This is a genomic window from Pseudomonas sp. XS1P51 (genome assembly GCF_054897845.1).
The window spans coordinates 3,607,353-3,620,857 of record NZ_CM142707.1 but is presented as its reverse complement, the minus strand read 5'-3'; the positions used below and the strand labels follow the sequence as shown (position 1 = coordinate 3,620,857).

15 protein-coding genes are annotated in these 13,505 nt (G+C 59.8%); 14 read left to right on the top strand and 1 reads right to left on the bottom strand.

Features of this window, described 5'->3' with window-relative positions; genetic code table 11:
• Nucleotides 1–131: 131 nt before the first annotated feature.
• Nucleotides 132–2,711, bottom strand: a complete 2,580-nt coding sequence (gene mutS / locus ACYZUD_RS16830) for a DNA mismatch repair protein MutS (RefSeq protein WP_462025004.1) — start codon at nt 2,709–2,711, stop codon at nt 132–134.
• A gap of 200 nt (nt 2,712–2,911) precedes the next feature.
• Between mutS and ACYZUD_RS16825 the strand changes: the two genes are divergently transcribed.
• The 14 genes from ACYZUD_RS16825 to ACYZUD_RS16760 all read left to right on the top strand — a co-directional run bounded on the left by ACYZUD_RS16825 (nt 2,912) and on the right by ACYZUD_RS16760 (nt 13,463).
• The gene (locus tag ACYZUD_RS16825; protein ID WP_462025052.1) at nt 2,912–3,646 is read left to right on the top strand and encodes an XRE family transcriptional regulator; all 735 of its coding nucleotides are present in this window, start codon (nt 2,912–2,914) and stop codon (nt 3,644–3,646) included.
• Nucleotides 3,647–4,162: 516 nt separating this feature from the next.
• Nucleotides 4,163–4,744: a DUF642 domain-containing protein gene (locus ACYZUD_RS16820; protein WP_462025003.1), complete on the top strand. Its 582-nt coding sequence runs from the start codon at nt 4,163–4,165 to the stop codon at nt 4,742–4,744.
• A gap of 108 nt (nt 4,745–4,852) precedes the next feature.
• Nucleotides 4,853–5,200, top strand: a complete 348-nt coding sequence (locus ACYZUD_RS16815) for a phage holin family protein (RefSeq protein WP_462025002.1) — start codon at nt 4,853–4,855, stop codon at nt 5,198–5,200.
• An 88-nt stretch (nt 5,201–5,288) separates the two neighbouring features.
• Entirely contained in the window at nt 5,289–5,813 is a 525-nt protein-coding gene (locus tag ACYZUD_RS16810) for a hypothetical protein (RefSeq protein ID WP_462025001.1), read from the top strand.
• Nucleotides 5,814–5,816: 3 nt separating this feature from the next.
• A complete protein-coding gene (locus tag ACYZUD_RS16805) occupies nt 5,817–6,428 on the top strand; it encodes a phage baseplate assembly protein V (RefSeq protein WP_462025000.1) in 612 nt (203 codons plus the stop codon).
• A gap of 10 nt (nt 6,429–6,438) precedes the next feature.
• Nucleotides 6,439–6,771, top strand: coding sequence for a phage baseplate protein (locus ACYZUD_RS16800; protein WP_462024999.1), 333 nt, complete (start codon nt 6,439–6,441; stop codon nt 6,769–6,771).
• Nucleotides 6,768–7,763: a baseplate J/gp47 family protein gene (locus tag ACYZUD_RS16795; protein WP_462024998.1), complete on the top strand. Its 996-nt coding sequence runs from the start codon at nt 6,768–6,770 to the stop codon at nt 7,761–7,763. Before ACYZUD_RS16800 ends, ACYZUD_RS16795 begins: the two co-directional genes overlap by 4 nt.
• A complete protein-coding gene (locus ACYZUD_RS16790) occupies nt 7,760–8,395 on the top strand; it encodes a phage tail protein I (RefSeq protein ID WP_462024997.1) in 636 nt (211 codons plus the stop codon). The genes ACYZUD_RS16795 and ACYZUD_RS16790 overlap by 4 nt, the downstream gene beginning before the upstream one ends.
• Nucleotides 8,396–10,303 carry a phage tail-collar fiber domain-containing protein gene (locus ACYZUD_RS16785; protein WP_462024996.1) on the top strand — a complete coding sequence of 636 codons (1,908 nt, stop codon included), beginning with the start codon at nt 8,396–8,398 and terminating at the stop codon, nt 10,301–10,303.
• A gap of 10 nt (nt 10,304–10,313) precedes the next feature.
• On the top strand, nt 10,314–10,745 hold the full coding sequence (locus tag ACYZUD_RS16780; protein WP_462024995.1) for a phage tail assembly chaperone: 432 nt from the start codon (nt 10,314–10,316) through the stop codon (nt 10,743–10,745).
• 103 nt (nt 10,746–10,848) lie between these two features.
• On the top strand, nt 10,849–11,055 hold the full coding sequence (locus ACYZUD_RS16775; RefSeq protein ID WP_462024994.1) for a hypothetical protein: 207 nt from the start codon (nt 10,849–10,851) through the stop codon (nt 11,053–11,055).
• A gap of 2 nt (nt 11,056–11,057) precedes the next feature.
• Nucleotides 11,058–12,224: a phage tail sheath protein gene (locus tag ACYZUD_RS16770; protein ID WP_462024993.1), complete on the top strand. Its 1,167-nt coding sequence runs from the start codon at nt 11,058–11,060 to the stop codon at nt 12,222–12,224.
• Nucleotides 12,224–12,730: a phage major tail tube protein gene (locus ACYZUD_RS16765; RefSeq protein WP_462024992.1), complete on the top strand. Its 507-nt coding sequence runs from the start codon at nt 12,224–12,226 to the stop codon at nt 12,728–12,730. The genes ACYZUD_RS16770 and ACYZUD_RS16765 overlap by 1 nt, the downstream gene beginning before the upstream one ends.
• Nucleotides 12,731–12,872: 142 nt before the next feature.
• Nucleotides 12,873–13,463 (top strand): phage tail assembly protein, encoded by a 591-nt coding sequence (locus tag ACYZUD_RS16760; RefSeq protein WP_462024991.1) that lies wholly within the window; start codon nt 12,873–12,875, stop codon nt 13,461–13,463.
• Nucleotides 13,464–13,505: the final 42 nt, after the last annotated feature.

Genomic DNA, 13,505 nt, shown 5'->3' with positions numbered 1-13,505 from the left:
TCCTCAGGCGGCGGCAGCGGAGCCCCTTCACGTTGGGGTCGCCAGGTTTGGGAGCGATAGTCTGCAGGCCAGGCTATTAGCCTGCAGCATCCCAAACCGCGCGAGATTCTAACAGCTTGCAGGCAAGTGCGTTAGATCCGTGTCTTTAATGTATAGAGCATTTCGAGGGCGCGACGCGGCGTCATGTCATCCAGATCCAGCTTGGCCAGTTCATCCAGCACCGGATGCGGCAGGCTGGCGAACATGTCGCTTTGCTGCGGCGCGGCCGGTTTGCCTTTGCCTGGCTTCGGAGCTTCGTGAGGCAGTGCGGTAGCTTCCAGTCGACCCAGGTGCTCGCGAGCGCGCACGATCACTTCGCTCGGCACGCCGGCCAACTGTGCAACGGCAAGGCCGTAGCTCTGGCTGGCAGGCCCCGGCAACACGTGGTGCAGGAACACGATGCGTTCGTTGTGCTCGGTGGCATTGAGGTGCACGTTGGCCACCAGCGGTTGGGCTTCCGGCAGCACTGTCAGCTCGAAGTAATGGGTGGCGAACAGCGTGTAAGCCCGCAGAGACGCCAGGCGTTCGGCCGCCGCCCAGGCCAGGGACAGGCCGTCGAAAGTGCTGGTGCCGCGACCCACTTCGTCCATCAGCACCAGGCTGCGCTCGGTGGCGTTGTGCAGAATGTTGGCGGTTTCGCTCATTTCGACCATGAAAGTCGAACGCCCGCCCGCCAGGTCATCGCTGGAGCCGATCCGGGTGAAGATCCGGTCCACCAGGGACAATTCGCAGCTGGTTGCCGGCACAAAACTGCCGATGTGCGCCAGCAGCACGATCAATGCGGTCTGACGCATGTAGGTGGATTTACCGCCCATGTTCGGACCGGTGATTACCAGCATGCGGGTATTGTCGTCGAGGCTCAGGTCGTTGGCCACGAACGGCGTGGTCAGCACTTGCTCGACCACCGGGTGACGACCCTGGCTGATACGCATGCACGGCTCACTGACGAAACGCGGGCAGTTCAGGTCGAGGTTCAGCGCACGCTCGGCAAGGTTGCTCAGCACGTCCAGTTCGGCCAGTGCGGCAGCGGTGTCTTGTAGCGGTGGCAACTGGGCGATCAGGTCTTCGAGCAGCGCTTCGTAGAGCATCTTCTCGCGGGCCAGGGCACGGCTCTTGGCCGACAGTGCCTTGTCTTCGAACGCTTTCAGTTCCGGTGTGATGAAACGCTCGGCACCTTTCAGCGTCTGGCGGCGGACGTAGTCTGCCGGCGCGGATTCGGCCTGCTTGCTCGGCAACTCGATGAAGTAACCGTGAATGCGGTTGTAACCGACTTTCAGGTGGGACAGACCGGTGCGGGCCTTCTCGCGCGCTTCGAGGTCGATCAGGAATTGCCCGGCGTTTTCGCTGAGCGATTGCAGATCATCGAGTTCGCTGTCGTAACCGGTTTTCAACACGCCGCCATCACGGATGACGGCTGGCGGGTTGTCGATGATGGCTTTTTCCAGCAGTGCCGCCAGTTCCGGGTACGTGCTGGTGGTCTTCGCCAGTTGAATGATGTGCGGCGCTTCAAGTTCGGTCATCGCTACTTGCAGCTCTGGCAGCGCACCGAGCGCGTCACGCAGACGAGCCAGGTCGCGAGGACGAGCATTGCGCAGGCCGATCCGCGCCAGAATCCGTTCGATGTCACCGATTTCCTTGAGCTGCGGTTGCAGCTTTTCGAAACGGTAGCCGTCGAGCAGGCAAGTAATGGAGGTCTGGCGCGCCAGCAATACAGTCAGATCACGCAGTGGGCGGTTCAGCCAGCGGGTCAGCAGTCGGCTACCCATGGCGGTCTGGCAACGATCGACCACCGATTGCAGGGTGTTATCGCGACCGCCGGCCAGGTTGGTGTCCAGTTCCAGGTTGCGACGGCTCGCGCCGTCCAGCACCACGGTGTCGTCCAGGCGTTCATGCCGCAGGCTGCGCAAATGGGGCAGGGCGGTGCGCTGGGTTTCCTTGGCGTAGCTGAGCAGGCAACCGGCGGCGCCGATGGCCAGGGTCAGGTTTTCGCAGCCAAAACCTTTCAGGTCCTGGGTCGAGAATTGTTGGCAGAGACTTTTCAGCGCCGAATCGCGTTCGAAATCCCACGGCGCCCGGCGACGAACCCCACGACGTTTTTCCGCCGGCAAATCCTTCGGCCAGTCATCCGGGATCATCAGCTCCACCGGATTGACCCGCTCCAGTTCCGCCAGCAGGTTTTCCCAGCCCTTGATCTCCAGCACGGTGAAGTTGCCGCTGGTGATGTCCAGCACCGCCAAACCGAACAGGCGCTCGTCACCCAGCACCGCTGCAATCAGGTTATCCCGACGCTCATCCAGCAAGGCTTCATCGCTGACCGTGCCCGGCGTGATGATCCGCACCACCTGACGATCGACCGGCCCTTTGCTGGTGGCCGGGTCGCCGACCTGCTCACAGATCACTACCGATTCGCCGAGCTTCACCAGTTTCGCCAGGTAACCTTCCGCGGCGTGGTAAGGAATCCCACACATCGGAATCGCCTGACCGGCCGACTGCCCACGGGCGGTCAGGGTGATGTCCAGCAACTTGGCGGCCTTCTTCGCGTCTTCATAGAAGATCTCGTAGAAGTCACCCATGCGATAGAACATCAGCTGGTCAGGGTGCTGGTTCTTCAGGCGCCAGTATTGCTGCATCATCGGCGTGTGAGAGGACAGATCGGAGAGTGCTTTATTCATCGGATAATCAGGCAGATTCGTTGAAAGGTGTAGGGCAAAGGAGGGACATTGGCCCGGCTTTTCCGCGATGGGCGCAAGGTTACCATGGGCAGTCCACCCGACGCAGGCATGAAAGCCGCGCGATGCATTTCTGCTGTTTATGCGCTGATTATGCAAAACAGCATTTGTCTTGTGTCAAAAGAACAAGCACTATGCGCGTTATGCAAAAACGCAATGTTTCTACCGTCTTAAGAGCGCTGCTCGATCAGCACGGGATCTCCCCCACGGAGCTTCACCGTCGCACCGGCGTGCCTCAATCCACTCTCTCGCGGATCCTCAGCGGGAAGATCGTCGATCCTTCGGATAAGCACATCTCGAAGATCGCCGAGTACTTCGCCGTGAGCACCGATCAGTTGCGTGGCCGCGCGGATGTCGCGCCAGCCGCCAAGGCCGGGCGCGATGAACTGCATTCTGAACTCAAGGACATAAGTCTGTGGGACGACGATACGCCCGTCGATGACGATGAGGTGTCGGTCCCCTTTCTTCGCGAGGTTGAATTGGCTGCTGGATCAGGAAGATTCGTCATCGAAGAGAGCGAGCGCTCTAGCCTGCGCTTCGGCAAGCGCAGCTTGCGCCACAACGGTGTGCAGTTCGACCAGGCCAAATGCGTGACAGTGCGTGGCAACAGCATGTTGCCGGTGCTGCGCGACGGCGCCACCGTGGGTGTGAATGCCGGCAAGTGCGGCATCGGCGATATCGTCGACGGCGACCTTTATGCGATCAACCACAATGGTCAGCTGCGGGTTAAACAGCTTTATCGCCTGCCTACGGGGATTCGCCTGCGCAGCTTCAATCGCGATGAGCATCCGGACGAGGACTACACCTTCCAGGAAATCCAGGAAGAGCAGATCGTCATCCTTGGTCACGTCTTCTGGTGGGGCATGTACGCCCGTTAACCGCACCGCTGTCAGATAAAACCCGCCACCGCGCGGGTTTTTTTTCGCCTGTCGAAAACCGCCAACGCCTTTGCCTGCGGGGCTTTAATGCGTCAGTGCATTTTTCGCGCACAAATAAATGCATTTATGCATTGACTGTATATGCATCCATGCATATTCTTTGTCTCAAGCCGCTCAACAAAGCGGCTCGAAACGAAGCTCTTTAGTTCCATCACAAAGGCAGCGATGAACCGGCCTCAACGGTTCAGAGGGTTGGCAACTGACCCGGGTGTGCAGCGTAAAGCACTAGAAGCAGTTATCCGGCGGGCAGGGACCGCGGTCGGAAAAACAATCTGAATGGACCCGTACCGCGCCAGTAGCGCCGAAAGGTCAACGCGAAGGACCGCATTACTGAAAAGCCTGGGTGACCGGGCTTTTTGGAATGCCTGCCGACCGTCAGGCACATCGACCCTCAAGTGGGGACTGCCTGTGCAGCAACCGCTGCGCAATCAATACATTCGACTCAATAGGTAAACCATGACCGTATTCAAAAAAATCATTGGCCTGCTGATGCTGGCCCTGGCCCTTTTCGGTGCTGCTGGCAGTGCTACTGCGACGAACCTTCTGGTTAACGGCAGCTTCGAACAACCCGGCTGCAGCGAAAACTGTGTACTGGACACTACGACGAAAGCCAGCTTCATCACGGGCTGGACGACCTTTCTGTCGGGTGCCGAGTATTTCAACGTGCGTGCCTCAATCCCTGGCTCTGTGGCAGCGGAAGGCGCAGCGATTGTCGATCTGGCTAACTACGTTTATGGCAATGGCGGTGGAATCCAGCAGAACTTTGCCACCGTAGTGGGCGCCAAGTACCGATTGACTTTCAGTGCGGGTAATTCGCGGTACGCCAATCGCTCCGGTGAGGGGGTCGTGCAAGTGAAAGTGGCCGGTCAGACTGCGGTCTTCAGCACGCCAGTTGCCAAGGGTAGCGTTGTCGAGTGGAGCACCATGACGTATGACTTCACTGCTACCACGGCTCAAACAACCCTGGCTTTTTCCAACGAGCAGAACCCGTACGTGAACTTCGCCTTTATCGACAACGTCATCGTTGAGCGACTGTAATTCTTCGTCGATCAACTTCAAAAGGCTCGCCTCTTCAGTGGCCATGTCAGCGACATGCCCTGAAATACCTATTTCCCTTATTCACCAATCTCCCCCAGGAGGCGTGACATGACAAACGAGCAACAAGCGTTGCTGGACATGCCGATCTGGCTGGTCATCGTGCTCGCCTTGGTGGGCGGGGTGTCCGGTGAAATGTGGCGTGCCGACAAAGAGGGCGCCCGCGGCTGGTCATTGCTGCGGCGCCTGGCCTTGCGCTCCGGGGCCTGCATGGTCTGCGGGGTCTCGGCCATCATGCTGCTGTACGCCGCGGGCATGTCCATCTGGGCGGCCGGTGCTTTCGGATGCCTCACGGCGATGGCTGGCGCCGATGTCGCCATTGGCCTTTACGAGCGTTGGGCCGCCAAGCGGATTGGCGTGTGCGAAGTACCACCGCGTGATTCGCGTCCGGATCAATAAAGCCAACTCATCTGCCGTTCCGGCAACTCCGGTCCGCTGCATGCACCGACGCAGCTGAACGCTTCGATATTTGAACTGGAAGTTTCTTATGTCCCTCGACATCGATAAGCCGTCGCGGCTGTTGTTTGCCATTGCCGACGCGTTGCGTTTGGCCGGCCTGGGTTTAAAGGTCGGAGGTCGTCAGGACTTCGACGGCACGTTCGATCAGGCGTGGGTCCTGATCGCCATCGAACACAATGCAGCCGGCGACCGCGCCAATGACGGTCGCATCGCCCATGTGCTGACGGTCTCGTTGCAAATCATTGTGCCGCCGACATTGGACGACCCGGCGCTAGCCGCAGGCGATCTGGCCAGCGTACTCAAAGGCCTGGTCACGGATAACCGATGGGGTTTGCCAGGCAGTCAATGCGACCTGCCCATGAACATCGATGCCTTGCCGTCGATATTCATCAGCGATGCACGGGAATACCTCGCCTGGACGCTTTCCTTCACCCAGACGCTGTACCTCGGCGCGTTGCTGCTTGACGACCCGCTGGGCATCCCGAAATTCGCCCGCACCTGGGAGGTCTCGAACATCGACGACCCAGACCAATACACCGAACTTGAGGACTGAGCCATGTTCGATGCGCTTTTACGTCAGCAGCTTGGCCCGATCATTGAGCGTCTGGCCGAGATGGAGGCCGAACTTGAAGACTTGCACCGGCGCACCGACAGCCTTTGTCGCATTGGCGTGTGCCAGGAGGTCGATGCGGCTAGCAACACGTGCAAGGTCCGTCACGGTGAGTTGTTGACGCCGGCGATCCGGTTTTTCAACCCCAGCGCCGGGGCTCAAAGCGAGTCGAGGATCCCCTCGGTCGGCGAGCAATGCCTGTTGCTGAACCATGGCGGCGGCGAGGGCAGCGCTCAATCAGTAGCGTTGTTCGGGCTTAACGGCGATCAGTTCCCACCCGCCTCGACACAGGCTTCGCTGACGCGTCGTCTCTATCTGGATGGCACTGAAAGCGGTTACGACGACGCCCTTCATGCCCTGCACTGGAAAAACGGCCCGGCGGCGTTCAGCGGTTCTCGCCAAGCGCTCGAGTTGAATCTCGGCCCGGCGAGCCTTGCGATGACGCCTGAGTCCATCGAACTGCAACTGGGCGCGGTCGGCTTGCGACTCGACGCATCCGGTGTGCACCTGAGCGGCCCGCTGGTGGATCACCAGGGACGCGTCATCAGTACCGCATAAAGAGTTTCCCATGATCGGAATCGATAGAAATACCGGGGCGGTGGTCGACGACTGGCCGCAGTTTGTGCAGCGCGCGACCCGGGCGCTGACCACACCGTTGGGCACGCGGCAGAAGCGTCCCTTGTATGGCTCGCTGATCCCGGACTTGCTGGGCCGGAACCTCGGCGACGACCTGCTCATTCTTGCCCAGAGCCACGCAGCGCAGGCGTTTTACAACGAACAAAACGGCATTGGTGATTTCCAGCCGCAGGTGATTGTTGCCAGCCGGCAGGGTGCCGGACTGCTGTTGCGTTTCGCCGGCACCTGGAAAAACCGCAAACAGACATTCGAGGTGGTGACATGAGTATGTTGATACCCGGCCAGAACCAGTTGGCCGAACCTTCGATCGTCACCGTCGAAGCGTTCGAGGATCTGCTCGCAGAGTTCAAGACATTTGTCGTCGAGTACGTCGGCGCCCGCGCTCCCGAGAGTGCGGCAAAGCTCAAGGTCAGCCTGGAAAATGAAAGCGAGTTGCTGACCCTGGCCCTTGAGGCCTTTTGTGTGCGCCTGCAAATCCACGAACGAAAATACAACGCCCGCATCAAGCAGATGCTGGCCTGGTGGGTGACCGGCAGCAACCTGGATGCCCGTCTCGCGGACATGGGCCTTGAGCGCCAGTTGCTGGACCCTGGCGATCCAGCGGCGTTCCCGCCGATTGCTCCGGTGTTTGAGAGCGATGATGACGCCAGATTGCGTTACTACCTGGCACCGCATGCACCGGCCGCCGGTTCTCGCATGCAGTATCGCCGCGAGGTGTTCACCCTCGGGGAGCGTCCTGCGGTGAAGGTGGAAACTGCCTCCCCGGGCGAGGTGACGGTGACTTATACCTTCGATCCGGACGGCTATGCGGCGCAGGTCAAGGACGGCAACGGACGTCGCACGGCACCCGGCGAGGTGATGGTCACCGTCCTTTCGCGGGAGGGTGACGGCACGGCGTCCGACGAGTTGCTCGACGGTGTGCGCCGGCACTTCGAACGGCCAGATGTGCGGCCGGAAACGGATCGGGTCACCGTGCAGGGCGCCCACATCAAGAACTACCGGATTCGAGTCGTCGCCAGGATCAATGCCGGCCCTGATTCCGGGCTGACCAAGGTGGCCGCACAACAGCAACTGCAGGCGTATGCCCAAAGCTGTCATCGACTGGAAGGGCGGGTCGATCCGAGCTGGATCGACTACACGCTGCACAGCGCCGGCGCGGTTCAGCTGGAGATTCTCGAACCGGTCGAGCCGATTGTGACGACGGCCTTCGAAGCGCCTTGGTGCACCGGTGTCGAGGTGGAGGTGCTCACGCTATGAGTGACCCAACGCCTCGTCCAAGCCTGTTGCCGGCCAACAGCTCACCGCTGGAAAAAGCCCTCGATCTGGCTTTCGGCACCGTCCTCGATCGCCTCGCACTGCCGTTCCCCGAACTGATGAACCCGACCGCGACGCCCTTGGCGTTCCTGCCCTATCTCGCGGCGGATCGTGGTGTCAGCGAATGGAGCTCCGAGGCGGCCGAGACGGAAAAGCGTCTGACGGTCGAGCTCGCCTGGCCAACGGCACGGCAGGCCGGTACGCGACAGGCGCTGGAAAACGCCGCGAAAGGATTGCGGCTGATGCCTGAGATTCGCGCCTGGTACGAGCAGACACCTCCGGGCCCGCCCTACAGTTTTTCCGTTCGGGCGTTTACCGAGCAGCCCTACAGCGAAGAAATCGATGCACGTCTCGACCGACGCCTGGCAGAGGCCAAAAGCGAACGCGACACGCTGTCGGTGTCCGTCGGCTTGAGCGCGTTCGGCAGTCACTTCCTCGGTGCGGCGACGGTGTGCGGTGAGCTGACGACGGTTTATCCCATTGTCATCGAAGGGCTCGAAGTATCGGGTCAGGCCTTTATGGCCGCCGGGCTTTACGCCGTTGAAACATCCACTATTTATCCTCAGGGGTCCTAAATGGCCGACTATTACACCCTGCTCACCAATGCGGGGATCGCATACGAAACCGCCTGCAAGGCGGCGGGCGTGCCGATCAAGCTGTCTCAGCTTTCGGTCGGTGACGGAGGCGGCGCGGTTTACAACCCGGCCGCGACCGCTACCGCGCTCAAACGTGAAGTGTGGCGCGGGCCACTCAACGCGCTGTTCCAGGATGAGAACAACCCCAGCTGGCTGCTGGCCGAAGTGACCATTCCGCCGGAAGAGGGCGGTTGGTATGTGCGTGAGGCCGGGCTCTGGACCGACACGGGCATCCTCTACGCCATCATCAAATACCCAGAGTCGTTCAAGCCGGTTCTGGCGACGTCGGGCTCGGGGAAAGAGTTTTACATTCGCTCGATTTTTGAGACGAGCAATGCGTCGATTGTCACGCTGCTGATCGACGACACCGTGGTCAAGGCGACACGGGCCTGGGTGATGGGCTATCTCGCTGATGAGTTGGCCAAGCTTGATGGCAAGCAGTCGGTTCGCGTGGCTACCACGGAAAACATTGTGCTGAGTGGTGCGCAGCAAATCGACGGGGTCGCGGTGCTTTCCGGGCAGCGTGTGCTGGTGACGGCGCAAACGGCGGCGAAGGATAACGGCATTTATGTTGCGGCTAATGGCGCGTGGGTGCGGGCGGCTGATGCCAATACCAGCGCCAAGGTGACGCCAAACTTGACCGTGATGGTCGAGGAGGGCACGGCGAATGGTGACTCGCTTTGGCACCTGATCACGAACGGGCCGATCACGCTGGGCACTACGGCGCTGAGCTTTGAAATGCTTGTGGGTAGAACGGGGATTCAGGCTGGGACTTACAAGAGCCTGATGGTCGACAAGTACGGTCGCGCTACGGGTGGTACTAACCCGGAAACGTTGGCCGGTTTTGGTATCAAGGATAGTTACACGAAGTCTGAAATCGAGGCGATGATTGCCCAGGCTTCGGCACTGCCGGTTGGCACCATGGCAGCCTTTCCGGTGAACAAGCTCCCGCCCGGGTTTCTGGAGATTGACGGCAGTGTGCAGAGCATTGCGACCTATCCAGACCTGGCGGCGTACCTGGGGACCACGTTCAACACGGGCGGCGAAGGTGCGGGCAACTTCCGTCTCCCGGAATCGCGTGGCGAGTTCCTGCGTGGTTGGGACCATGGGCGCGGCGTGGATGCAGCGCGAGCGATTGGTAGTTATCAGCTGGGTACTCTCGTAGCCAGTGATTTCGACGGCCTTGCGCCGCAAACCATGGGCTCAGCGGTCAGCACAAACCCTAATGCTGGGCCGATACACATTGGGGCCGACCCTGTTGTCGCGGCTCAATATCCAAATGCTTCCGTGGTAACTGGCGCTGGTACTGCTATCAACACGACGACAACACGACCGGACCTTTTCGGCGTAGCTCGCCCCCGCAACCTTGCCGTTATGTGGTGCATCAAGGCCTGGAATGCGCCGATCAATCAGGGAAACATCGACATTGCTTCGCTGGCCGCTCTTTCGGCTCAGGCGACCGAGAGCAATCAGGGAACGGCAAAGGTAGCGACTCAGGCTCAGGTGAATGCTGGTGTGGATGACGCAACGATCGTGACACCGAAGAAATTGCGGTTCGGGTTCGCCTACAGCTTCACACCAAACGGCTATATCGCTTTCCCAAGTTGGCTTGGCGGATTCATCGTGCAATGGATGAAAACCCAAGCAATCGCGCCAGGCGCGTTTACAGCTCTGGTGACATACCCGATCGCTTTTCCGAATGGCGTTCTAGCGTTTAGCGGCATGTTCAACGGCTTGGCGGCCGGTACTCTTGAGGTGGTCAGCTACACCAATGCAGCCGCCACATTTGGCAACGGTAGCACCGTAGGCTCGGGCAACCCGGCGTTTGTAAAAGTCTTCGGTTACTAAGGGGGTAGGTATGAAGTATTTGCAGTTCGGCGCCGATTCAGAATTGTGCGCTCGCTTTGACTCTATTGTTCACGCGACTATTCCCGACGACGCAGTAAAGGTCAGCGATTCGATCTTCAAACAGACCTTGCAAGAGACAGAAGGGGTCTGGGCTATTGATTCAGGCGGTGTTATCAGCTGCATTCCAAGAGTCCCGACGTTGCCTTCGCTTATTGAACAGGAGCGGACGTGGCGCGACGCCGAGCTGTCGGCGGTCCAGTGGCTGCGCGAACGGCATCGAGATCAGTTGGAAATCGAAGTGCCGACAACGATCACGGGCGAACAATTTGTGCAGCTGCTGGTGTATATGCAGGCGCTGCGGGATTGGCCTCAATCGCCGGACTTTCCGGACATTCAGCATCGCCTGGTCGCACCACCCTGGATCGCCGAGCAAACCCAATAAACGCCCCGCACCGCCGGGGCGTTTTCTTATCCGCAAAACAACATACACACAACACCCGACAGCCCCTTACCCAAGGGGCTTTTTCGTTTATGGAGAAACAGAAATGGCAGAACGCCAAACGTACACCGTGCTCCTCCCATTCCCCTCCGGGGGTGGTCACTGGTCGAGCATCGGCCAGGAACTGCATCTGCTCGATGTGGAGGCCAGTGCGTTACGTAGCGCTGGTCGCCTGGCGCTGAAAACCGAGGCTGCCGAATCGGCCTCTCCATCCACCGCGGCTAAAAAAGCCGCCGCCAAGAAGGCTGAATAACCATGGCTGAGGTTCTGAACTTCGAACACAACGGCATTACCGTCAATGCCACCGAATCCCCCGAGGCCATGGGTGGCCTGGGCGACAACGTCATCGGTCTGATCGGCACCGCGCCGAAGGCGGATCCGCTGATTCCGCGTAATGCGCCATTCCGCATCAACAGCTTCACCACCCAGGCACTGCTCGATCCGACCGGTGCCGAAGAAGGCACGCTGTATCACGCGGTCTTCCAGATCCTGAAAGTGGTCAAGGTGCCGGTCTACGTGGTCATCGTCGAAGAGGGCGCCACCCCGGCCGACACGCTGAACAACGTCATCGGCGGCATCGATCCGCTGACCGGTCGAAAACTCGGCCTCGCGGCATTGGGCAGTGTGCCTGAGGACCTGACCATCATCGGCGCGCCGGGCTTCACCGGCACCAAAGCCGTGGCCGGTGAGTTCGCGTCCTTTGGCAAACGCATCAAGGCCCGTGTGGTGCTCGACGGCAAGGATGCCGCGGTCGCCGATCAGGTGACGTACAGCCAGGAACTGGGCGGCGCGGAACTGGGTTTCGACCGCTGCCTGCTGGTGCACAACATGCCGTCGGTGTACTCCAAGGCGGCGAAGAAAAACGTGTTCCTGTCGCCTTCGAGCCTGGCCATCGCGGCCCTGGCCCGGGTCAAGCAATGGGAGAGCCCGGGCAATCAGGTGACCTACGCCGAGGACGTGTCGCGGGTCGTGGAATACAACATCCTCGACACTTCCACCGAGGGCGATCTGCTCAACCGCTACGGCATCAGCTACTACGCCCGCACCATTCTTGGCGGCTTCTCGCTGCTGGGCAACCGCTCCATCACCGGCAAGTTCATCAGCTATGTCGGCCTCGAAGATGCGATCAGCCGCAAATTGGTGAAAGCCGGCCAGAAAGCCATGGCCAAGAACCTGACCAAATCGTTCATGGATCAGGAGGTCAAGCGCATCAACGACTGGCTGCAAACCCTGGTCGCCGACGAAACCATTCCCGGCGGCAGCGTGTATTTGCACCCGGAATTGAACAGCGTCGAGAAGTACAAAAACGGCACCTGGTACGTGGTCATCGACTACGGCCGCTACGCGCCGAACGAACACATGGTTTATCAACTCAACGCCCGCGATGAAATCATCGAGCAGTTCCTGGAGGACGTTCTCTAATGTTTACCAACCGCGTAAGACAGGCCATCGCGGCCACCCTGCAAGGCTTGCCGTTGTCGGCGACGGTAGAAAGTTTCACCCCGCCGAAGATCGACTTCGTAATGGAAACGATGACGGGCGGGCGCTTTATCGGCGAGGCAATGGCCAAAAGCGCCACCATTCTTTCAGCCACGTTGACCCTGCAAGGCATGGGGCCGGAAGTCATGTTGGCCCTGGGGGTGAAACTGGGCGAAGACATTCTGCTGAACGTGCGCGAGGCTGGTCAGGATCAGGATGGAAACACCTGGTTCACCTACCACACCGTCGGCGGCACGCTGAAGTCCTTGACTGAAACAATGCTCCAGATGAACACCAAGCCGACTACCGCCCTTGAGCTGGTCTGCCGCACCTACAACCGTCTCGAAAACGGCATCCCGGTGATCGACATCGACGTACGCACGCAGAAGTTCGTGCTCAACGGCGTCGACATTCTCGGCGACGCCCGTCGCGCCGTGCTGATCCCTTAAACCTGTGGGAGCGAGCTGGCTCGCGATAGCGGTGTGTCAGCCACATCAATGTTGAATGTACCGCTTTCGCCGGCAAGCCGGTCTCGCTCCCACAAGGTGTTTTGCGCAACGCCTTCTCATGATTCATCAAGGAACTCATTTCATGTCCTGGACGCCTCCTGTTCACGCCTTGTTGTCGCCGATCACTGCCGACGATCAGTCGCAGATCGAGCAGATTCAGCTCAAACCGTTGTACTACGCCGCACAGAAAGACGCCCTGGTCCGTGCCGGCGATGATGAGGACGATCAGTTCTTCGAGCTGGCGCTGCTGGCAACCGGGCTGTCGGTCAAAGAACTCGATCAACTCAAACGCCCGGATTACGTGAGCATCGCGCAGTACGTGCACGAAATGTCGACGCGTCCGGCTTCGTACTTTCTGGAGCAGAGCGAAGAACAATCGACCGCCTCCGAAAATGACGATCCCGATCAGGTTCAGCTGCTGCAACCGCTCCACGCAGCGGGCCGCAGCATGAGGTCCCTGACCCTGGAAATGCCGGTGCTGCGTGCGACCAAGGCGATGAAAAAACTCAAGACGCCCAAGGAACGCGCCGAGTTCATCACCGCGCATTGCACCTGTCTGATGATCCCCGATCTGGCCCTGCTGACCGTGCCCGACTGGACACAACTTCAGGTACGCATCGACGATTTTTTAAACAAACCGGCGGCCTTCTTTCGGAGCGCGACATCGAAGTAATCCTCGATGTGGTGCCGCTCATTTACTCGGTAAGTGAAGCGG